Origin of the sequence: Enterobacter sp. RCC_40, assembly GCF_041360735.1 — a bacterium.
Lineage (GTDB): Bacteria > Pseudomonadota > Gammaproteobacteria > Enterobacterales > Enterobacteriaceae > Enterobacter > Enterobacter ludwigii.
In genome coordinates this window covers 951152-972049 of the sequence record NZ_JBFUPR010000001.1, presented here as the reverse complement: position 1 = coordinate 972049, position 20898 = coordinate 951152, and the positions used below count along the sequence as shown (strand labels likewise).

General features: G+C 54.1%; 16 protein-coding genes. 10 read left to right on the top strand and 6 right to left on the bottom strand.

The features are described 5' to 3' along the window. Positions 1-8: 8 nt before the first annotated feature. From AB6731_RS04540 to adhP, 3 genes are all read left to right on the top strand, one after another. Complete coding sequence (locus tag AB6731_RS04540) at positions 9-1706, top strand: NAD-dependent malic enzyme (RefSeq protein WP_020884079.1); 1698 nt, start codon at positions 9-11, stop codon at positions 1704-1706. Between the two features lie 323 nt (positions 1707-2029). Continuing rightward, complete coding sequence (locus AB6731_RS04535; protein ID WP_371005936.1) at positions 2030-3739, top strand: ABC-F family ATP-binding cassette domain-containing protein; 1710 nt, start codon at positions 2030-2032, stop codon at positions 3737-3739. 204 nt (positions 3740-3943) lie between these two features. Beyond that, positions 3944-4954 carry an alcohol dehydrogenase AdhP gene (gene adhP, locus AB6731_RS04530; RefSeq protein ID WP_020884077.1) on the top strand — a complete coding sequence of 337 codons (1011 nt, stop codon included), beginning with the start codon at positions 3944-3946 and terminating at the stop codon, positions 4952-4954. A 43-nt stretch (positions 4955-4997) separates the two neighbouring features. Here the strand turns inward: adhP and AB6731_RS04525 are convergent, their stop codons facing one another. Continuing rightward, on the bottom strand, positions 4998-5504 hold the full coding sequence (locus AB6731_RS04525; protein ID WP_149376497.1) for an Rrf2 family transcriptional regulator: 507 nt from the start codon (positions 5502-5504) through the stop codon (positions 4998-5000). Positions 5505-5703: 199 nt separating this feature from the next. Here AB6731_RS04525 and AB6731_RS04520 point away from each other — a divergent pair, with 199 nt between their 5' ends. Next, on the top strand, positions 5704-6906 hold the full coding sequence (locus AB6731_RS04520; protein ID WP_371005935.1) for an NAD(P)/FAD-dependent oxidoreductase: 1203 nt from the start codon (positions 5704-5706) through the stop codon (positions 6904-6906). A gap of 30 nt (positions 6907-6936) precedes the next feature. On the opposite strand, the gene araJ is transcribed toward AB6731_RS04520, so the two are convergent. Further along, positions 6937-8115 (bottom strand): MFS transporter AraJ, encoded by a 1179-nt coding sequence (gene araJ / locus AB6731_RS04515; protein WP_040017569.1) that lies wholly within the window; start codon positions 8113-8115, stop codon positions 6937-6939. 166 nt (positions 8116-8281) lie between these two features. On the opposite strand from araJ, the gene ppk2 reads away from it, so the two are divergent. After that, positions 8282-9100 (top strand): polyphosphate kinase 2, encoded by an 819-nt coding sequence (gene ppk2, locus AB6731_RS04510; protein WP_025204134.1) that lies wholly within the window; start codon positions 8282-8284, stop codon positions 9098-9100. Between the two features lie 43 nt (positions 9101-9143). Here ppk2 and fdnI read toward each other — a convergent pair whose 3' ends face one another. From fdnI to fdnG, 3 genes are read right to left on the bottom strand one after another with little or no spacing between them, the layout of a single operon-like run. Next, positions 9144-9797 carry a formate dehydrogenase-N subunit gamma gene (fdnI, locus tag AB6731_RS04505; RefSeq protein ID WP_032680955.1) on the bottom strand — a complete coding sequence of 218 codons (654 nt, stop codon included), beginning with the start codon at positions 9795-9797 and terminating at the stop codon, positions 9144-9146. Next, positions 9790-10674, bottom strand: a complete 885-nt coding sequence (gene fdxH, locus AB6731_RS04500; RefSeq protein WP_014170219.1) for a formate dehydrogenase subunit beta — start codon at positions 10672-10674, stop codon at positions 9790-9792. Before fdxH ends, fdnI begins: the two co-directional genes overlap by 8 nt. An 11-nt stretch (positions 10675-10685) precedes the next feature. Then, complete coding sequence (gene fdnG / locus AB6731_RS04495; RefSeq protein WP_371006131.1) at positions 10686-13733, bottom strand: formate dehydrogenase-N subunit alpha; 3048 nt, start codon at positions 13731-13733, stop codon at positions 10686-10688. Between the two features lie 221 nt (positions 13734-13954). On the opposite strand from fdnG, the gene yddG reads away from it, so the two are divergent. The 3 genes from yddG to AB6731_RS04480 all read left to right on the top strand — a co-directional run bounded on the left by yddG (position 13955) and on the right by AB6731_RS04480 (position 17075). Then, positions 13955-14833, top strand: a complete 879-nt coding sequence (gene yddG / locus AB6731_RS04490; protein WP_044857755.1) for an aromatic amino acid DMT transporter YddG — start codon at positions 13955-13957, stop codon at positions 14831-14833. A gap of 630 nt (positions 14834-15463) precedes the next feature. Beyond that, positions 15464-16537: a porin OmpC gene (gene ompC, locus AB6731_RS04485; RefSeq protein WP_032678230.1), complete on the top strand. Its 1074-nt coding sequence runs from the start codon at positions 15464-15466 to the stop codon at positions 16535-16537. Positions 16538-16616: 79 nt separating this feature from the next. Next, positions 16617-17075, top strand: coding sequence for a GFA family protein (locus AB6731_RS04480; protein WP_020884055.1), 459 nt, complete (start codon positions 16617-16619; stop codon positions 17073-17075). Between the two features lie 39 nt (positions 17076-17114). On the opposite strand, the gene AB6731_RS04475 is transcribed toward AB6731_RS04480, so the two are convergent. Then, positions 17115-18602, bottom strand: a complete 1488-nt coding sequence (locus AB6731_RS04475; protein ID WP_371005934.1) for an MFS transporter — start codon at positions 18600-18602, stop codon at positions 17115-17117. A 116-nt stretch (positions 18603-18718) separates the two neighbouring features. Here AB6731_RS04475 and AB6731_RS04470 point away from each other — a divergent pair, with 116 nt between their 5' ends. Continuing rightward, positions 18719-19294: a TetR family transcriptional regulator gene (locus AB6731_RS04470; RefSeq protein ID WP_020884053.1), complete on the top strand. Its 576-nt coding sequence runs from the start codon at positions 18719-18721 to the stop codon at positions 19292-19294. 206 nt (positions 19295-19500) lie between these two features. Next, the gene (locus AB6731_RS04465; RefSeq protein WP_063924914.1) at positions 19501-20886 is read left to right on the top strand and encodes a NarK family nitrate/nitrite MFS transporter; all 1386 of its coding nucleotides are present in this window, start codon (positions 19501-19503) and stop codon (positions 20884-20886) included. Positions 20887-20898 lie beyond the last annotated feature (12 nt).

The window sequence follows — 20898 nt, the reverse complement described above, 5'->3', positions numbered from 1 at the left end:
TGAGTGACATGGACAACAAACTGAAAAAACATCGTTCCTTATATATCCCTTATGCCGGTCCGGTTTTACTGGAATTCCCCCTGCTCAACAAAGGCAGCGCCTTCAGCATGGAAGAGCGCAGCAGCTTCAACCTGCTTGGTCTGCTGCCCGAAGTGGTGGAAACCATTGAAGAACAGGCTGAACGTGCGTGGATCCAGTATCAGGGTTTCAAGACTGAAATCGATAAGCACATCTACCTGCGTAACATTCAGGACACCAATGAAACCCTCTTCTATCGCCTGGTTCAGAACCACCTCGAAGAGATGATGCCGGTGATCTACACCCCAACGGTGGGTGCGGCCTGTGAACGTTTCTCTGAGATCTACCGTCGCTCCCGCGGCGTATTCATCTCTTATCAGAACCGTCACAATATGGACGATATTCTGCAGAACGTGCCGAACCACAACATCAAGGTCATTGTTGTGACTGACGGGGAACGTATTCTCGGCCTCGGGGATCAGGGCATTGGCGGAATGGGGATCCCTATCGGTAAGCTCTCCCTGTACACCGCCTGTGGGGGTATCAGCCCGGCGTACACCCTGCCGGTAGTGCTGGATGTGGGTACCAACAACCAGCAGCTGCTCAACGATCCGCTGTACATGGGCTGGCGTCATCCGCGCATTACCGACGATGAGTATTATCAGTTTGTTGATGATTTTATCCAGGCCGTTAAGGCACGCTGGCCGAACGTGCTGCTGCAGTTTGAAGACTTTGCTCAGAAGAACGCCATGCCGCTGCTGAACCGCTACCGCGATGACATCTGTTCATTCAACGACGACATTCAGGGCACCGCCGCCGTGACCGTTGGGACGCTGATCGCCGCCAGCCGTGCGGCAGGCAGCCAGTTGAGCTACCAGAAAATCGTCTTCCTGGGGGCAGGATCTGCGGGCTGCGGTATTGCCGAGCAGATTATTGCTCAGACGCAGCGCGAGGGCTTGAGTGAAGAACTGGCTCGTTCCCGCGTCTATATGGTTGACCGTTTCGGCCTGCTGACCGACGGTATGCCTAACCTGCTGCCGTTCCAGACCCGACTGGTTCAGAAACGCGAGAACCTGAAAAACTGGGATACCGACAACGAGGTGCTCTCCCTGCTGGACGTGGTGCGCAACGTGAAGCCGGACATTCTTATCGGCGTTTCCGGGCAAACCGGCCTCTTCACCGAAGAGATTATTCGCGAAATGCACAAGCACTGCGAGCGCCCTATCGTGATGCCACTCTCTAACCCGACTTCCCGTGTAGAAGCAACGCCGCAGGACATCATCGCCTGGACCGAAGGTAACGCACTGGTGGCAACCGGCAGTCCGTTCGACCCGGTGGTGTGGAAGGATAAAACCTATCCGATCGCGCAGTGCAACAACTCCTACATCTTCCCGGGGATTGGTCTGGGGGTTATCGCGTCCGGTGCATCACGCATTACCGACGAAATGCTGATGTCCGCCAGCGAAACCCTGGCGAAACACTCACCGCTGGTGAATAACGGTGAAGGCCTGGTGTTGCCAGAGCTGAAAGACATTCATAAAGTGTCCCGTGCGATCGCTTTCGCAGTAGGAAAAATGGCACAGCAGCAAGGCGTGGCGGTGAAAACCTCCGCCGATGCGCTGCAGCAGGCCATTGACGACAACTTCTGGATGCCGGAATACCGCAGCTATCGCAGAACGTCTATCTAAAGAACAGGCCGGGTCAGGCAATCATGCCTCCCGGCCTGCCATTCTGCCCGCGCTTGCCGGGCCGTAAAATCCCCGCTACACTGCCTTCATCCATTAACCTACTGAATATATAAGGAGGCCAATTATGCTGTACTGTGAAATTTTCAATGTTTCACATACATTTGGTGATCGCACCAGCTCAAGCGTTATCGGTATCGTGCTGCGATAACTTCTGCTTGAGCGAAGACACCAACCCCTGAAATCCCTTCTCTCGGGCTTACTGAGTTATCGTCAGCGATGTTTGACGAGGCATAAACATGCCTGTAACTCTTGGGTAAGCAACAATGAGCACTTTACTCACTGCACAATCTCTACGTGTTGATACGGCGTTTGGTACGCTCTTCGACTCTCTCTCCTTTACGCTGAAAAAAGGCGATCGCATCGGTCTGCTGGGCGACAACGGCTGCGGTAAAAGCACGCTGCTGAAGGTGCTGGACGGTACGGACACGCCTGCCGCCGGAACGGTCGCGCTGGCCGGGCACTGCATCATGGCGCGCGTAGAACAACATCTGCCGGACGGGATTTATCCCCTGAGCATGCTGGATGCCGTGCTGGCACAACTGCCTGCGGCTGAACGCGAGAGCCTGCGCTGGAAAGCGGAAACGCTGCTGGCGAGTATGGGCTTTACGCCGCAGGACTGGACATTAACCTCGGCAACGTTGAGCGGCGGGCAACATACGCGTCTGCTGCTGGCGCGGGCTTTAATTAATGCGCCGGACCTGCTGCTGCTGGATGAACCGAGTAACCACCTCGATTTACCTACCATGCTCTGGCTGGAGCAATTTTTACAGGCGTGGTCAGGCAGCTTTGTGCTGGTTTCACATGACAGGCAACTGCTGGATGCCGTGACCAACGGCAGCTGGATCCTGCGCGATAAGATGCTGCATTACTTTGCCCTTCCCTGCACCGCCGCACGCAAAGCGCTGGATGCGAAAGACGAAAGTGATGCGCAGCGCCACAAGGCAGAACAAAGGGAGATCGACCGCGTCGCGGCCAGCGCAAAAAGACTGGCGACCTGGGGCAAAGTCTACGACAACGAAGACCTGGCCCGCAAAGCGAAACAGATGGAAAAGCAGGTTGAACGGTTGAAAGAGAGCCAGACGGAGGTCACGGCGGGAAGTCAGTGGACATTAACCCTGCGCGGCGACGCGCTGCGGGCCGATCGTCTGCTGGAGCTGGAAAACCTCGCGGTGCCGCCGGCTCCCGGACTGCCTGCGCTGTTTAGCATTGACATCGCGCGTCTCAAAAGCGGCGATCGCGTGGCCATCGTTGGACGTAACGGCTGCGGTAAATCATCCCTGATGAAGCTGATCTGGCGGCATTTTCGCGGCGAGCAGGCTGACGATGGGCTGAAACTCCACCCACGCGTATCGCCTGGCTATTATGATCAGACGCTGAACCAGCTCCCGGACGATGCATCGCTGTTTGACGCACTGGAGCCGTTTGCACCCGATCCGCAGAATCGCAAGATGGCCCTGATCGATGCCGGCTTTGCGTGGCCACGTCACGGTCAGAAAGTCAGTACGCTCAGCGGTGGAGAACGCTCTCGCCTGCTGTTTGTTGGCCTGACGTTAGCGCGCTATAGCCTGCTGATGCTGGATGAACCGACCAACCATCTGGACATGGAAGGCAAAGAGGCGCTGACGGAAACCCTGCAGCAATTTGAAGGTGGCGTGCTGCTGGTCAGCCATGATCGCCAATTAATCAGCCAAAGCTGCAACCGTTTCTGGCTGATTGAGGACGGCAGGCTGAGTGAATGGCATGACGCCGAAGCGGTCTTTGAACGGCTGCGTGAAAGTGCAGGCCTGATAACATCGCCGTGTTCACCGAAACAACAGCACGATCGCCCTTCGCAGTTTGACGACCTGCTTGAACGGCTGATCGCGCTGGAGACATTGCTGGAGGAAGACCTGGCCCGCAAACCGAAGCACCAGAAGCCGCAGTTGCAGGCGCAATGGCGCCAGGAGATTGAGGCGATAGAAGCAAAACTGTAAGTCCGCGCCCGGCGAGTGTCTCGCCGGGCCGCTCTGCCCCTGAACGCCCCCCTGATTATTAGAGGATCGCTGTATTCTTAATCCGAAATCGAATCAAATGATGACATTATGTTGCTGCCACCTTGCATTAACGCGCCTAAGTATTAATCCTTAAGAAGTAGTACACCTGCTATGCAGAATCTCATCATGAACAAGGAGAAACATATGAAGGCTGCTGTTGTCACTCAGGATCATCAGGTCAATGTCACCGAAAAATCATTACGTCCGCTTAAGCATGGAGAAGCCCTGCTGAAGATGGAATGCTGCGGCGTATGTCATACCGATCTTCACGTGAAGAACGGTGATTTCGGCGATAAGACCGGGGTGATCCTGGGTCACGAAGGAATAGGGATCGTTAAAGAGATTGGCCCAGGCGTCAACTCGCTGAAAATTGGCGACCGTGCGAGCGTGGCATGGTTTTTTGAAGGCTGTGGACACTGCGAATACTGTAATACCGGCAACGAAACCCTGTGCCGGGATGTGAAAAACGCGGGTTATTCCGTGGACGGTGGGATGGCTGAAGAGTGCATCGTGACCGCCGATTATGCGGTAAAAGTGCCGGACGGTCTGGATTCCGCAGCGGCGAGCAGCATCACCTGCGCGGGGGTCACCACCTACAAAGCGGTAAAAGTGTCCCACATTAAGCCGGGCCAGTGGATTGCGATTTACGGTCTTGGTGGTCTGGGTAACCTTGCGCTGCAGTACGCTAAAAACGTATTCAACGCCAAGGTCATCGCCATTGATGTGAACGATGAACAGCTGAAACTGGCCGCGAGCATGGGGGCAGATTTAACCATTAACTCTCGCAGCGAAGATGCAGCGAAAATTGTTCAGGAGAAAACCGGAGGCGCACATGCCGCGGTGGTAACTGCCGTGGCAAAAGCAGCCTTCAACTCAGCGGTGGATGCCGTGCGTGCGGGTGGCCGCGTGGTCGCCGTGGGCCTGCCGCCGGAAGCGATGAGCCTGGATATTCCACGCCTGGTTCTGGACGGCATTCAGGTCGTCGGTTCGCTGGTGGGAACCCGTCAGGACCTGATGGAGGCATTCCAGTTTGCGGCAGAGGGCAAAGTGGTGCCAAAAGTGACAATGCGTCCGCTGGAAGATATCAATGCCATCTTTAAAGAGATGGAGCAGGGTCAAATCCGTGGTCGTATGGTGATTGATTTACGCTCTTAATCGCCGGTTGCCGGGGGGCGGTTTTGCCTTACCCGGCATTTCACTACGACGATCGCCGGTCAGAAATCCACTCCTGAACCTCAACCTGAAAGGTATCCGGCGCTTTGCGGTACATCTTGCGCGCCAGATCGAGAATGGTATGTCGCGCTAACTCCTCTTCCATCCGTTGCTGTGCGCTGTCCATGACCGAACGTACGCCACACGGGCCATTGCACACCCAGGCAGGAGGCGTTTCATTAAACACCGCCAGCCGCTGACGCACCTCGCGACACTCAAACATGTTCTTCTCACCGTCAATGGCGTGCGCCACATCCAGTACGGTGATCAACTCCGCCGGGCGCGCCAGTTTAAACCCGCCGCCCTTACCTTCCGTGCTGCTCACCAGCCCGGCACGTGACAAACGGGTGAAGATTTTTCCCAGGTAATCATACGGCACACCCTGCAGGGCGGCCATTTCCCGGACGCTCATCTCACGCTCATTGCCTTTTGCATCCACCATGCACATCAGGCTGTGAATGCCGTATTCCACACCGGAACTGTAAAACGCCATGGTTAACTCCGAAGTTATTTATCTGGGTCATTATAACGGCGTTATTGCCCACAATCACAACTACCCTCCCCTTTTTCATTAACATGCTGATTTTATGCAGCATTAAAATTTAACTCAGAAAGAAGTTGTCGCAGTTAACTGCGACAAGTATAGTTGCAGTTATGTCAGGTATACAGCGTGATGATCAAAAGGATCGAAGATGAAGAAGCAGATTTTAATTGTGGGCACCGGTTTTTCCGGCATGTGGGCTGCCGTCAGCGCCGCGCGTCTGAATGCGCTGGAGGGCAATAACAGCCTGAAGATCGCCGTACTGGCACCCGCCCCCGAGTTGCGTGTTCGCCCGCGCTTCTATGAAGAGAACGTGACGTCGCTGGTCTCTCCGCTGACCGGACTGTTCGCTGAACTGGGTATTGATTTTATCGCCGGAAAAGCAGAATTCATTGATATAAAAGGGAAAAGTGTTTCCTATCGTGATGCGAATGGCGTAACTGCCGCAGTGAGTTACGAGCGGTTAGTGCTGGCCACCGGCAGTCAGAGCAAGCGTCCACCGATTGCCGGGCTGGCTGAGTACGCCTTTGATATCGATCAGCTTGAATCCGCACAGACCTTTGAGCAGCATCTTGACTCCCTGGTCTCGCGCCCTTCCACCGCTGCGCGCAATACCGTGGTTGTCTGTGGCGGCGGTTTTACCGGCATTGAACTGGCAACCGAGCTTCCTGCCCGACTGCGCGCTCGCTTCGGTGATGATACAGCGACAAGAGTTATCGTAGTTGAAAGGGGTCATGTCATTGGCGGACGATACAGTGAAGCATTGCGTAACACCATTGAAGACGCGAGCCAGGAACTGGGGATTGAGTGGCGTCTGAACAGTGAAATTGAGGCCATCGATGCGAACGGCGTAACGCTGAAAAACGGCGAACGTATCCCCGCTGCAACCGTAGTCTGGACGGCAGGCGTTCAAGCAAACCCGCTTGGACAACAGATTAACGGCGAACGCGATAACCAGGGGCGTCTGAAAGTGACAGAAACGCTGCAGGTTCCGGCTCATCCGGACGTGTACGCGACGGGAGATATGGCCTACGCCAGAACGGACGAGATGGGGAACACGGCGCTAATGACCTGCCAGCACGCGATCCAGTTGGGTAAATTTGCCGGCCACAACGCGGCAGCCAGCCTGTTGAATCGCACGCCTTATCCTTACCGCCAGGTTAACTACGTGACCTGTCTGGACCTGGGTGCCTGGGGTGCCGTTTACACTGAAGGGTGGAACCAGGCCGTCAAATCGGTGCGTGATGACGCAAAGAAAATCAAAATCGCCATAACCAATGAACTTATCTACCCGCCAGCAGCGGACAAAGCCGTGGCGTTTGCCGCTGCCGATCCGTTGGCGAAATTTGTCTAGCGCCCTTCTACCGCGCCTTACCGGCGCGGTTCAACGTGCGGAAGCGAGCGAACCGGCGTCTGCCTTTCTGGCCCGAAGGTGTGCGTAGATCAGCAGTGAACTCATGGCTGAGAATGAGAGCACAGCCGCTGGCAGCGTGACATAGCTCCAGCTAAAGCCAAGCGTGATCATCATCCCGCCAAAATACGCCCCTATCGCACTGCCGAGGTTAAATGCCATCTGTCCGCCTGCGGCACCCAGCATCTCACCGCCCTTCGCATTTTGCAGGAGAAGGATCTGCAGCGGCGCAGAGAGTGCAAACAGCCCGGCACAGCAGATAAAGCCCATCACCAGCGACGCCGTTTTATGTTCCCCAAAGGCGAATAGCAACAGCAGTGACGCGACAATGACCATGTCGGTGGTGGCGGCAATACGCAGTGGACTGAAGCGACCCGATAACTTCCCGCTCAGGAGATTACCTAACACCATACCCAGCCCCATCAGCATCATGATGACCGTCATGACGCCTTCGGAGAAGCCAGAGACGTTGACCATAAACGGTTTGACGAAGCTGAACCACGCAAACACGCCAGCATTGCCAAACATGGTGGCGGCAAAAATCAGCCACGGCTCAGGTTTTTTCAGAAAGGAAAATTGCGCGGTCAATTTGATTTCGGAGCGATCATGGATGTGCGGCACCCAGACCAGTACCGAGATGATCACCAGAGCATCAAACAGGGCAATCAGGAAAAAGGTATAGCGCCAGCTGAATTCATGACCCAGCCAGGTGCCCAGCGGTACGCCCACCAGATTGGCAACCGTCATGCCGGCTATCATGCCCGCCACGGCGACCGTCACCTTCCCCGGAGGCGCAATTCTCGAGAGAATAATCGCCCCGACGCCAAAAATGGCGCCGTGCGGAAAACCGGAAATCAGCCGCCCTATCGCCAGCCAGGCATACGACGTAGAAAAGGTAAAAATTGCATTACCGACGGCACACAGCACCACCAGAAACAACAGCGTGGATTTTAACGAAAATTTGCCTGAGAACAGCGCCACAATCGGGGCACCAATCACCACACCAAAGGCGTAAAACGAAATCATATTCCCGGCGGCGGGAATTGAAATTCCGGTGTCATGGGCCAGTTCAGTTAATACGCCCATAATGCCAAATTCAGCCATTCCCAGGCCAAACGTGCCAAGTGCCAACGAAAAAATTGTCTTTTTCATACCACAACCACTGGTTAACAACGCGCGACGGGCATTATTGAACAATCTTGTATGGTGAGCCAGTTCAAATCAGCTGGCTGACACGTTAATCCATTAATTCAGGTGGATTACACTTCATAGTGCGGCCCCGCTTTTTCCCGCGCCGGACAACCTGAGGATGACAATCATGGGAAGCAAGAAGAAAACCAGTGTCGCAGTTGATGTCATAAAGCATGAGCCGTTAAAAACGAAAGAGTATGAAAAAGAGCTTCGTCGCCTCCACGTTGAACTGGTTAAGCTCCAGCAGTGGGTCGTCGCAAAGGGTTTAAAGGTCTGTATTGTTTTTGAAGGGCGCGACGGTGCCGGTAAAGGCGGAACCATTAAAGCCATCACCGAACGCGTTAGCCCACGCGTCTTCCGGGTTGTTGCGCTCCCCGCCCCGACGGAAAAAGAGAAGACCCAGCTCTATTTCCAGCGCTATGTCCCCCACCTGCCAGCCGCCGGCGAAATCGTCATTTTTGACCGCAGCTGGTACAACCGCGCGGGCGTTGAACGGGTGATGGGATTCTGCACACCGGAGCAGGTCGAGAAGTTTCTTGATGGCACGCCGGTGATGGAAAAAGCAATGGTGGATGCCGGGATCATCCTGCTCAAATACTGGCTGGAGGTCACGCCGAAAGAACAGGAGCGTCGTCTGCGCGATCGTATTAACGACGGGCGAAAGACCTGGAAATTATCGCCAATGGACATTAAGTCTTTCAATTTGTGGGATGAATATACGGTGGCGCGAGATGCGATGTTTGCTGCCACCGACACCGCCTGGGCGCCGTGGTTTGTCGCCCGTTCGGAAGATAAAAAACGCGTGCGCCTGAACATTATTTCGCACCTGCTGGCGCAAATCCCGTACAAAGCCATTCACATCGAAGCGGTGAGTTTGCCGAAGCGTAAGATTGGTAAAGTGAAGCCGACCCAATACCCGTTCCGGTATGTTGAAGAGCGTTTTTGACTGAAGCGTTCGCGGGTCATTCGCTGACCCGCGAACGCGGGACTTACGGCATCCCTTTCGTACTGTCCTGTTTCGCTTCCAGCCGCTCAACGTCACGGTACCAGCGCGGGTGGTGTTTCTGCGCCCAGCGGCGGCTCACCTTCCCTTCAATCATGCCTTTAATCGACCCTTTGACCCAAAAGGCCATATACATGTGGATCAGGATGGCGTGGATCAGAATGATGGCTGACGTCGCGTGAATAAGCAGCGCGTAGCGAATCACCTGAATGGGGAAGTAGTGCGCAAAGTACGGCCGCCAGATAATGATGCCGGTGACCAGCAGCACAAAAATCATGCTCATGATGGTCCAGAACATCATCTTCTGCCCGGCGTTGTATTTCCCGACCTTCGCAACCTTATGCTCATTGCCCTTCAGAACCTCAATAATCCCCTTCAGCCATGGAATGTCATGCTTATCCGGAATATTGTGATGTACGAAGCGCGCAAACATAAACATCAGCACCACGAAAATCAGCACGCCGAAGAACGGATGCAAAATACGCCCCATCTGTGGCGTCCCGAAGGTTTCCGTCAGCCACTGCAGCGTCGGGAAGAAGAAGGAGATCCCCGAGACCGCCACCAGGAAGAAGCAGATCACTACCGTCCAGTGACAGGCGCGGTCGACAAACTTCGTGCGCACAATCCATGACTTACTCATGAGGTTCCTCCTCATCGTCATCCACCTCTTTGTTGGGTCCGATACCGATGTAGTGATAAATCAACCCGGCGAAAGTAGCGATAAAGCCCGCCGCAGAGAGCGGTTTGAGCGCCCCTTTCCACAGGTTGATCGAGGTATCGATCGCAGGATCTTTCGGCAGATTGTGGTACAGCTCCGGCTGGTCGTTATGGTGCAGAACATACATCACGTGCGTTCCCCCCACCCCCTGCGGGTTATAAATGCCCGCACTGGCGTAACCGCGCGCTTTCAGTTTGTCCACGCGCTGCTGGGCTACCTCCAGCATCTCTCTTTTTGTCCCGAAGTGGATAGCCCCGGTCGGACAGGTTTTCACGCAGGCAGGCTCCTGCCCGACGCTCACGCGATCGACACACAGGGTGCATTTGTAGACCCGGTTATCCTCTTTACTGAGGCGCGGAATATTAAACGGACATCCCGCAATGCAGTAGCCGCAACCGATGCAGTTATCCTGCTGGAAATCGACAATCCCGTTGGCGTACTGGACGATGGCCCCGGCTGACGGACAGGCCTTCAGGCATCCCGGATCTTCGCAGTGCATACAACCGTCTTTACGGATCAGCCACTCCAGCTTGCCGTTCTGATCGGTTTCGCTAAAACGCATCACCGTCCAGGATTTGGCACTCAGGTCCGCCGGATTATCGTAAACCCCGACGCAGTGTCCCACTTCATCGCGGATATCGTTCCACTCCGAGCAGGCCACCTGGCAGGCTTTACAGCCTACGCAGGAAGTGACATCGATAAGCTTGGCGACTTCTGCCTTATCATCCCGCGCACGAGGCGCGGGGGTGATGGAGTTGGTCGCGGAGCGTTTAATAATGTCCTGTGTTTCCATTGCCATGTATTCGCTCCTTACGCTTTCTCGATGTTGACCAGAAACGCTTTGTACTCCGGCGTTTGCGAGTTGGAATCGCCGACGTTTGGCGTCAGGGTATTGGCGAGGTAGCCTTTTTGCGCCACCCCTTCAAAGCCCCAGTGCAACGGAATACCGACGGTTTCCACCTGCTGACCATGCACGTTCAGCGCCTGCAGACGACGCGTTACCACCGCAACCGCGCGAATAAAGCCGCGCTTGCTGCTCACCTTCACGCGGTCACCGTTGGCAATACCCTTCGCTTTCGCCAGCGTTTCGCTGATCTCCACAAACTGTTCCGGCTGGGCAATGGCGTTAAGCCGTGCATGCTTGGTCCAGGTATGGAAATGCTCGGTCAGGCGGTAGGTAGTCCCGACATACGGGAACCTGTCCTTCTTGCCTAAACGCAGGACGTCCTCTTCATAGATACGCACCACCGGACTGGATATGACGTTCGGGTGCAGCGGGTTGGTACCGAGCGGCGTTTCCATTGGCTCGTAGTGTTCCGGGAATGGCCCCTCCGCCAGCTTATCGAGGGCAAACAGGCGTCCCAGCCCTTCCGGCTGCATGATAAACGGCCCGGTCTCAGTGCCCGGTGCGGCGGTGCTGAAGTCCGGAATATCGTTACCCGTCCATTTGCTGCCGTTCCATTCGATCAGCATCCGTTTCGGATCCCACGGTTTGCCGTTGATATCCGCGGAAGCACGGTTGTACAGCACGCGACGGTTCAGTGGCCATGCCCACGCCCAGCCCAGCGTATTGCCCAGCCCTGACGGGTCGGCGTTATCGCGGTTCGCCATCTGGTTACCCTGTTCCGTCCAGCAGCCGGTGTAGATCCAGCATGACGACGCGGTCATGCCGTCATCCCGCAGCAGCGCGAAGCTGTTGAGCAACTGACCTTTCTTCGCCAGCAGCGTGCCGTTCGCGTCATACAGATCCGCCAGCGCAACGCCGTTATTCTCTTTGGCGACCTCTTCGGATTCAGGATGGTCCGGCTGTTTGTAATTCCAGCTCATCCTCAGCAGCGGTTCAGCGCCTTTTCCGCCTTCGGTGCGATACATTTCACGCAGACGATGGTAAATCCCGGCCAGGATTTCGCCGTCGTTACGCGCTTCACCCGGTGCATCCTGGCCTTTCCAGTGCCACTGCAGCCAGCGGCCGGAGTTGGCAATCGACCCGTCTTCTTCTGCAAAACAGGTGGACGGCAGGCGGAACACTTCGGTCTGAATCGATGCAGGATCGACGTCGTTCATCTCGCCGTGGTTCTGCCAGAAGTTGGAGGTCTCGGTCACCAGCGGATCGATAACCACCATGTATTTCAGTTTGCTCAGGCTGCGAACGACCTTGTTTTTGTCCGGGAAAGACGCCACCGGGTTAAAGCCCTGGCAGATGTAGCCCGTAACGTTGCCCTTATCCATCATGTTGAAATACTTAATGACGTCGTAGGCCTGGTCCCATTTCGGCAACCACTCGAAGCCCCAGTCGTTTTCCTTCTGCGCGGCATCGCCATAGAACGACTTCATCAGGCTGACGAAGAACTTCGGATAGTTACTCCAGTAGTTCACCTGATCGGCACGCGTCGCTTTTGGCGTGTTGGCCGCCAGATAGCTGTGCAAATCAGTCTGCTTTTCAGACGGCAACGTCAGATAGCCTGACAGGCTGGTCGACAGCAGGCCCAGATCGGTCAAGCCCTGAATGTTGGAGTGTCCGCGCAGGGCGTTCACGCCGCCGCCGGCCATCCCCATGTTTCCGAGCAACAGCTGAATCATTGCCATGGTGCGGATGTTTTGCGCACCGACGGTATGCTGCGTCCAGCCGAGCGCATACAGGAACGTCGTGGTTCTGTCGGCGGCGCTGGTTGACGCCAGTACATCACACACCTTGAGGAAATCTGCTTTTGGCGTGCCGCAGATATTCTCCACGACGTCCGGCGTATAGCGGGAAACATGCTGTTTCAGCAAATTCCATACGCAGCGCGGATGGCTCAGGGTCTCATCGCGTCTGGCGTAGCCGTTTTCATCGAACTGGTAGTTCCAGGACGATTTATCGTACTGCCGTTTTTCCGCGTCATAACCGCTGAACAACCCCTCTTCAAAGGCAAAATCATCCCGTACCAGGAGGCTGGCATTGGTGTAATGCTTAACGTATTCAGCGTTAATTTTATTGTTTTCAATCAGGTACAGCAGAACGCCCGAGAGGAACGTAATGTCCGTACCGGAACGAATAGGCGCATAGATATCCGCCACCGATGCCGTACGCGTAAAGCGCGGATCGACAACGATCAGCGTCGCATCGTTATTGTTTTTCGCTTCCATCGCCCAGCGGAAACCCACCGGATGGGCTTCAGCGGCATTACCGCCCATCACCATCACGACGTTGGCGTTTTTAATATCAACCCAGTGGTTGGTCATCGCACCGCGACCAAATGTTGGAGCAAGACTTGCTACCGTTGGTCCGTGTCAGACGCGCGCCTGGTTATCTACCGCCAGCATGCCGAGGGAGCGCACAAATTTTTGCGTCAGCATGCCGGTTTCATTACTTGCCGCGGACGCGCACAGCATGCCGGTCGACAGCCAGCGGTTCACCGTAACGCCCTGCGCGTTCTTTTCGATAAAGTTGGCGTCGCGGTCAGCTTTCATCAGTTTTGCGATTCGGGAAAACGCCTCATCCCAGGAGATACGCTGCCATTTGTCAGATCCTGGCGCACGGTATTCCGGATAGCGCAGACGGTTTTCGCTGTGGACATAATCCAGCAGACCCGCCCCTTTCGGACAAAGTGCGCCACGGCTCACCGGATGATCCGGGTCCCCTTCAATATGATAAATCGCTTCTTTGGCGTTCTTCGCGCCATCGCCCAGGCTATACATTAAAAGCCCACAACCTACGGAACAGTATGTGCAGGTGTTACGGATCTCTTTAGCGCGCAGCAGTTTATAGTTGCGTGCCTGAGCCAGCGCCATTTTGGGTGCAAATCCCAGCATTGCGGCTGTTGTTCCGGCCATACCGCCCGCGCAGATTTTAAAAAATTGTCTGCGGCTGACGTCCATTGTTGTCCTCGTTTTCATATAAGACTTCGCGCCGCAAACTAGCAGTAAAGCCCCTGATTTTTTTGCGTCAAATCAAGGTCACTTGTCTTCACCCCCTTAATAGTCACCCCCACGGAGTTTAAATACCTCTTTTTGATTAAAGACTTAAGAGAATAATTCGCGATGGCAGGAGGATTAATGCTATAAATTTTTCCTTTGATTTTTATAGCGATGGCAGGGTTATGGACAGAAAGAGAGCAACGCTCACGGGACTGGCGGCGATACTGCTGTGGAGCACCATGGTTGGCCTCATTCGTAGCGTCAGTGAGGGGCTGGGACCGGTGGGAGGCGCCGCAATGATATACACCCTCAGCGGATTACTGTGCCTGGTGACGGTAGGATTTCCTGATATCAGACGGTTTTCACCCCGGTATCTTATTGCCGGCAGCGTGCTGTTTGTCAGCTATGAAATTTGCCTTGCCCTGTCGTTAGGCTATGCCGCAACGCGCTCCCAGGCTATCGAAGTGGGAATGGTCAATTATCTCTGGCCAAGCCTGACGATTGTGTTTGCCATTTTATTTAACGGCCAACGGTCCACCCTGTGGGTGATCCCGGGCTTAGCCGTCTCATTGTTGGGCGTCTGTTGGGTATTAGGCGGAGAACAAGGGCTACATCTTGATGAAATCATGCGTAATGTCATCTCAAGCCCGCTCAGCTACGCGCTGGCGTTCGCCGGGGCTTTTATCTGGGCGGCTTACTGCACCGTCACCAGTAAGTTTGCCAACGGGCAAAACGGGATAACGCTTTTCGTGCTGCTCACCGCGCTCAGTCTGTGGGTGAAATATGCGTTCAGCGAACAGCCGCAAATGGTGTTTACTCTCCCGGTGGTCGTAAAGCTCATCATGTGCAGCGTCGCACTGGGGTTTGGCTATGCGGCATGGAATATCGGTATTCTTCATGGCAACGTCACGGTACTCGCAGCGGTATCCTATTTCACGCCTGTACTCTCAGCAGCACTCGCTGCCGTATTGCTGAATTCCCCCCTCTCGTTTTCTTTCTGGCAAGGCGCATTAATGGTTTGTGCCGGGTCATTGTTGTGCTGGTACGCCACGCGAAAATAATATCGCTATCTTCTGCCGGGTCCATAATCGCCCGGCGGGAATTAACATAAATTTAATATGTGATCGCGCGTCAAAATAATGATCGGCGCGTTAGAAAAGCCGTTTAGATTCTGTTTATATTACCGCCCTTTCGTAAATCTCCGTCGTCTTTTATTGACATAACTTGACACCGTTACGTTATTAATCCCTTGCGAATATTAACAATGTATATAGCACAAAGTGCAATAGTGTGTTTCTGTGTGTTTCATGTCCAACAACAATTATCCCGTACAATGGAATAGTTAACCAACTGATTTTAAACAAATGACATTTATATCAAACGCGTAAACAGACAGAAAATACCGACAATTAACAAAAGAAACTAAAACGGCCGAAAACTATATTGCGGCCAATGGTTTTGTTGAATAATTCATCAAAAAATGCACAAATCACCACCATCTCATTCGTTACAGCCGCAATTTATCCGATCCGGATCACACTAATTGAAATTATTGCTAATATTTTGAAACTTATTATTGAAACCCTACTACAAGATTCTTAAAAATAGCATGCCATTGATGATTAGCCTCGTTTAGAAATCGTTCAAAGTGGCTCAGGAAATACTGAAGAAAATTATAAGGAATATTTAAGATGAAACTTAAATTAGTTGCAGTGGCAGTGACTTCCATGTTGGCAGCAGGCGTTGTAAACGCGGCTGAAGTTTTTAACAAAGACGGTAACAAACTGGATCTGTACGGCAAAGTAACAGGTCTGCACTATTTCTCTGATGACGCTGGCAATGACGGCGACAAAACCTATGTTCGTCTGGGCTTCAAAGGTGAAACTCAGATCAACGACCAGATGACCGGTTACGGCCAGTGGGAATACGAGTTCAAAGGCAACCGCTCTGAATCTCAGGGTTCTGACGGCAACAAAACCCGTCTGGCATTCGCGGGCCTGAAATTCAACGAATTCGGTTCTTTCGACTACGGTCGTAACTACGGTGTTGCTTACGACATCGGCGCATGGACTGACGTTCTGCCAGAATTCGGTGGTGATACCTGGACTCAGACTGATGGCTTTATGACTGGCCGTACGACTGGCGTTGCAACTTACCGTAACACCGACTTCTTCGGTCTGGTTGATGGCCTGAACGTGGCTGCTCAGTACCAGGGTAAAAACGACCGTAACGACATCACCGAAGCGAACGGTGACGGCTGGGGTCTGTCTTCTACTTATGAATTCGAAGGCTTCGGTGTAGGTGCTACCTACGCGAAATCTGACCGTACTGACCGTCAGGTTGCTGCTGCAAGCAATCTGAATGCAGGCGGCGAAAACGCGGAAGTATGGGCTGCGGGTCTGAAGTACGATGCCAACAACATCTACCTGGCAACCACCTACTCTGAAACCCGTAACATGACCAACTTCGGTAGCGGCTTCATCGCTAACAAAGCGCAGAACTTCGAAGTGGTTGCTCAGTACCAGTTCGACTTCGGTCTGCGTCCATCCATTGCTTACCTGAAATCCAAAGGTAAAGACATTGGTACTTACGGCGACCAGGATCTGGTTGAATACGTTGACGTTGGCGCGAGCTACTACTTCAACAAAAACATGTCTACCTACGTTGATTACAAAATCAACCTGGTTGACGACAGCAGCTTCACTAAAGCAGCTGGCGTTGCTACCGACAACATCGTTGCTGTTGGTCTGACCTACCAGTTCTAAGATTTGTTAGTATAAAAAAGCCAGCCTTCGTGGCTGGCTTTTTTTATTCGGTTTGACTGGCGTAATAAAGGAGCACGCCATGCATATTTTCAAAGGACGCTGCCTGTGTGGGATGAGCCAATTCAGCGTTTCCCTCAACAACTTCGACGTCTATGCCTGCCACTGTACCCAGTGCCAGAAATGGTCGGGGGGAATGGCCATGTATCTGGAAGCGCAGGGTCAACCGCTTGTGGAAGAAGAGTCGATAGCCCCTTCTCATTTCACGTCATCTGCGCGCGGCGAACGCTGGTTTTGTCCCGGATGCGGTTGCCCGCTGTGGTTCACACTGACCGCACGCTCAACGACGCGCTATTTCATTCCCTGGACACAGCTTGAGATGAGCGAAGACGAACGTCGCCGTCTGATACTTGCCGCTGAAATCTATACAGAAACGCAACCCGCATTCTTCGGCCTGACCGGGCAATACGCGCGCTTTAGCGGCACCGAAATTGAAGCACACGACAAGCGCTGCCTGCTGACTCCCCATGACGCACACTGAGGGTTGCCCGGTAAGCATTGCACCACCGGGCCTGTTTTTTTACTGTTTCGGTACGTTTGCCAGGCTAAACCAAATCCCGACCGCCAGCACCAGTAACATTGCGCCGGCACTGCCTAACGCCACGCTGTGTGACGTGATAAAGGCCGTTTTTGCCGCCGCAATTAACGACTCCGCCAGCCCTGGAGTCAGGCTCTGTGCCACGTTTACCGCTTCGCCAATCGATGACGAGGCCTTATCGGCCAGCGTCGCGCTCAGTCCCTGCGGCAGGACAATTGACGCCGAGAAGCTGCGGGTTAACAGCAGACCAAAAATGGCAATGCCCAACCCTGCGCCCAGCTCATAGGACATGGTTTCAATCGCCCCTGCGGCAGCCGCTTTCTCTTTTGGCGCAGCCGCCATAATTGCCGAGGTTGAGGCCAGCAGCGCACTGGCGGCACTGAAGCCCAGCAGCACCATCAGACTCCATGCCTGCCAGTGCTGCGTGCTGAAGTCGAGCAGCGACAGACCGATAAAGCTGACGGCACTCAGCCCCATTCCGCCTGCCGCCACCAGCCGCAGCCCCAGACGACCGACCAGCACACCGGCAATCGGCCCGCTAAACCCGCTGGCGACCATCAGCGGCAGCATAAACATCCCCGCTTCGAACGGCGTAAAGCCATGCACAAACTGCAGCTCCTGGGCCATCAACAGCTCAAACCCCACGAGCGCGATCATGGCGGTCATCGCCATCACGACACCGCTTAAAATAATGCGATGACAGAACAGGCGCATGTCGATCATCGGCACGCGGGCGTGAAGCTGGATCCGCACAAAGATCATCAGCATCACCGCTCCGGTGAGCAGCGTCATTGCCACCAGCCACGGAGAAAGCACCCCTTTGAGCGCGGTTTTCGCGCTGAAGACCAGCAGCAATATCGCCACAATCAGCATGACTGCATGGGCAATATTCAGCGGCTGTTCCGGGCGTCCCTCTTGACGAGGCACCAGACGCGCGGCAAGGGAAACAACGATGACCACGATCGGCACGTTGATCAAAAAGACCGATCCCCAGTAAAAATGCTCCAGCAACATACCGCCAATCAGCGGACCAAACGCCGCACCGCCTGAACCGACAGCGGCCCAGACCCCAAGCGCGATGTTGCGATCGCGCGCATTAACGAATAACGTGCGGATCCCCGCAAGCGTGGCCGGGATGATCATCGCCGCCCCAATCGCCAGCGAGGCGCGGGCAGCAATCAGCCATCCTGCTGAAGGCGCAAATGCGGCTGCCAGCGATGACAAGCCAAACAGCGTACTGCCAATTATCAACAACCGTTTAAAACCAATGCGGTCACCCAGCGCGCCCATCGGCAGCACCATCCCCGCCATCACCAGCGAGTATATATCGATGATCCACAATAATTCGTTACCGCTGGCACCCAGCGTCATACTCAACGTCGGCGCCGCTACGTGCAGTACCGTCGCGTCGATCGCCACCGGGATATACACCAGCACGATAATGACTAACGCTAACCACTGACGAAACATAAATTTCCTTTTCTTTTAAATCATGGACACATGTCCAGTTTGCGATCCTACGTAAAGTTGAACGAGTGTCCAGCTTTTTGTTACACTTGTTTCAGTCCCATTAAGAGTGAGTGAAAATGCGATATCTGAGCAAGGATGAAAGGCGGGAAGAGATTTTACAGGCCGCTATGCGCGTGGCGCTCTCTGACGGACTTTCCGCAATGACGGTACGGCGAATTGCCGCCGAAGCCGGCGTCGCCACCGGACAGGTCCACCACCATTTCACCTCTGGCGGGGAGCTAAAATCGCTGGCTTTTGTGCGGTTGATCCGTGAACTGCTGGATGCGGATGTGGTCGGCAAGCAAGCCAGCTGGCGACAGCAACTGCATGCCATGCTCGGCAGCGATGATGGCCGGTTTGAGCCCTATATTCGCCTGTGGCGTGAGGCGCAGATCCTGGCAAGCCGGGATACGGACATCAGGGGCGCATATGTACTGACCATGGAGATGTGGCACCAGGAGACCGTCGCCCTTATCAAAGCAGGTACTGACGCGGGAGATTTTACCCCGGGCGATCGGCCAGAAAATATTGCCTGGCGTTTAATTGGTCTGGTGTGTGGCCTGGACGGCATTTATATATTAGATATCCCAGAGATGGACGACGCAGCCTTTAATAACCATCTTGATAAATTAATCTCTCTGGAATTGTGTTAATACTCACTTATGAGTATTAACAGCCCTCGCTTACAATTCGTAACACATTAAGCGAACCCTTATTTCCCCTCCCGGCTCAGGGATTCGCTTTTTTATCTATCCTTTCAGATGTATCCCAAACCATCCAATAATTCCAGAAACACACTGTCAGACATCCACCTGTTTTTACTCCATTTTTTCTTTTTATGGTTAAGCAAGAGGGCGACATGTCACAACAAAGTGAGAAGAATAATCCTTATCTGCTGAGCAACTGGAAACCCGAAAATGCGCAATTCTGGGAGAATAAAGGAAAACATATTGCCCGAAGAAATCTTTTAATTTCTGTGGCTTGCCTGTTATTAGCGTTTTGCGTATGGATGTTATTTAGTGCCATTGCGGTCAATCTGAATAAAGTTGGATTTAATTTTTCCACCGATCAGCTTTTTATGCTAACAGCCTTACCCTCCCTGTCCGGTGCGATATTGCGCGTCCCCTACTCGTTTATGGTTCCTCTCTTTGGTGGACGCTACTGGACGGTGTTAAGCACGGTGATCCTGATTGTTCCCTGCGTCTGGTTGGGGATCGCGATTCAGGACACTGCCACTCCCTACTGGATCTTTATCGTCATCGCGCTGCTGTGTGGTTTTGCCGGCGCTAACTTCGCCTCCAGCATGGGCAATATCAGCTTCTTCTTCCCGAAAACGAAACAGGGTAGCGCCCTGGGGATTAACGGCGGGTTGGGGAACCTGGGCGTGAGCGTAATGCAGCTGGTCGCGCCGCTGGTGATCTTCCTGCCCATGTTCACCTTTCTCGGCGTAAACGGCGTGCCGCAGGATGACGGCTCAACGATGTGGCTGGCCAATGCCGCGTGGATTTGGGCGCCCCTTCTTTTGCTGGCCACGATTGCGGCGTTTTTCGGCATGAATGACATCGCGAGCTCTAAGGCCACGATTGCCAGCCAGCTACCGGTGTTAAAACGTTTTCACCTGTGGCTCCTGAGCCTCCTCTACCTGGCAACCTTCGGTTCGTTTATCGGTTTTTCAGCAGGCTTCGCCATGCTGTCGAAAACCCAGTTTCCTGACGTCAATATCCTCCATCTGGCTTTCTTTGGCCCACTGATTGGCGCGCTGGCCCGTTCTGCGGGCGGGATGATCTCAGACAAACTCGGCGGCGTACGCGTCACCCTGATTAACTTCGTCTTTATGGCGCTATTCAGCGCCCTGCTTTTCCTGACGCTTCCCGGTTCCGGGTCGGGCAGTTTTCTCGCCTTCTATCTGGTCTTTATGGGCCTGTTCCTCACCGCCGGACTGGGCAGCGGGTCAACGTTTCAGATGATTGCCATCATTTTCCGCCAAATCACCCTCACCCGCGTGAAGCTACAAGGGGGAAGTGACGAGCAGGCGCAGCATGAAGCAGTGACCGAAACCGCGGCAGCGCTGGGCTTTATCTCCGCCATCGGTGCCGTCGGCGGGTTCTTCATTCCGAAAGCCTTCGGCACGTCGCTGGCCATGACCGGCTCTCCCGTGGGTGCCATGAAAGTTTTCCTCGTGTTTTACATCGTCTGCGTCCTGGTGACCTGGCTTGTTTATGGCCGCAAATCTTCACAACAATAACAATTACACATT

Coding starts and splice junctions, on each gene's coding strand:
- AB6731_RS04540 (WP_020884079.1), top strand. CDS start 9: ATGGACAACAAACTGAAAAAACATCGTTCCTTATATATCCCTTATGCC.
- AB6731_RS04535 (WP_371005936.1), top strand. CDS start 2,030: ATGAGCACTTTACTCACTGCACAATCTCTACGTGTTGATACGGCGTTT.
- adhP (WP_020884077.1), top strand. CDS start 3,944: ATGAAGGCTGCTGTTGTCACTCAGGATCATCAGGTCAATGTCACCGAA.
- AB6731_RS04525 (WP_149376497.1), bottom strand. CDS start 5,504: ATGGCGTTTTACAGTTCCGGTGTGGAATACGGCATTCACAGCCTGATG.
- AB6731_RS04520 (WP_371005935.1), top strand. CDS start 5,704: ATGAAGAAGCAGATTTTAATTGTGGGCACCGGTTTTTCCGGCATGTGG.
- araJ (WP_040017569.1), bottom strand. CDS start 8,115: ATGAAAAAGACAATTTTTTCGTTGGCACTTGGCACGTTTGGCCTGGGA.
- ppk2 (WP_025204134.1), top strand. CDS start 8,282: ATGGGAAGCAAGAAGAAAACCAGTGTCGCAGTTGATGTCATAAAGCAT.
- fdnI (WP_032680955.1), bottom strand. CDS start 9,797: ATGAGTAAGTCATGGATTGTGCGCACGAAGTTTGTCGACCGCGCCTGT.
- fdxH (WP_014170219.1), bottom strand. CDS start 10,674: ATGGCAATGGAAACACAGGACATTATTAAACGCTCCGCGACCAACTCC.
- yddG (WP_044857755.1), top strand. CDS start 13,955: ATGGACAGAAAGAGAGCAACGCTCACGGGACTGGCGGCGATACTGCTG.
- ompC (WP_032678230.1), top strand. CDS start 15,464: ATGAAACTTAAATTAGTTGCAGTGGCAGTGACTTCCATGTTGGCAGCA.
- AB6731_RS04480 (WP_020884055.1), top strand. CDS start 16,617: ATGCATATTTTCAAAGGACGCTGCCTGTGTGGGATGAGCCAATTCAGC.
- AB6731_RS04475 (WP_371005934.1), bottom strand. CDS start 18,602: ATGTTTCGTCAGTGGTTAGCGTTAGTCATTATCGTGCTGGTGTATATC.
- AB6731_RS04470 (WP_020884053.1), top strand. CDS start 18,719: ATGCGATATCTGAGCAAGGATGAAAGGCGGGAAGAGATTTTACAGGCC.
- AB6731_RS04465 (WP_063924914.1), top strand. CDS start 19,501: ATGTCACAACAAAGTGAGAAGAATAATCCTTATCTGCTGAGCAACTGG.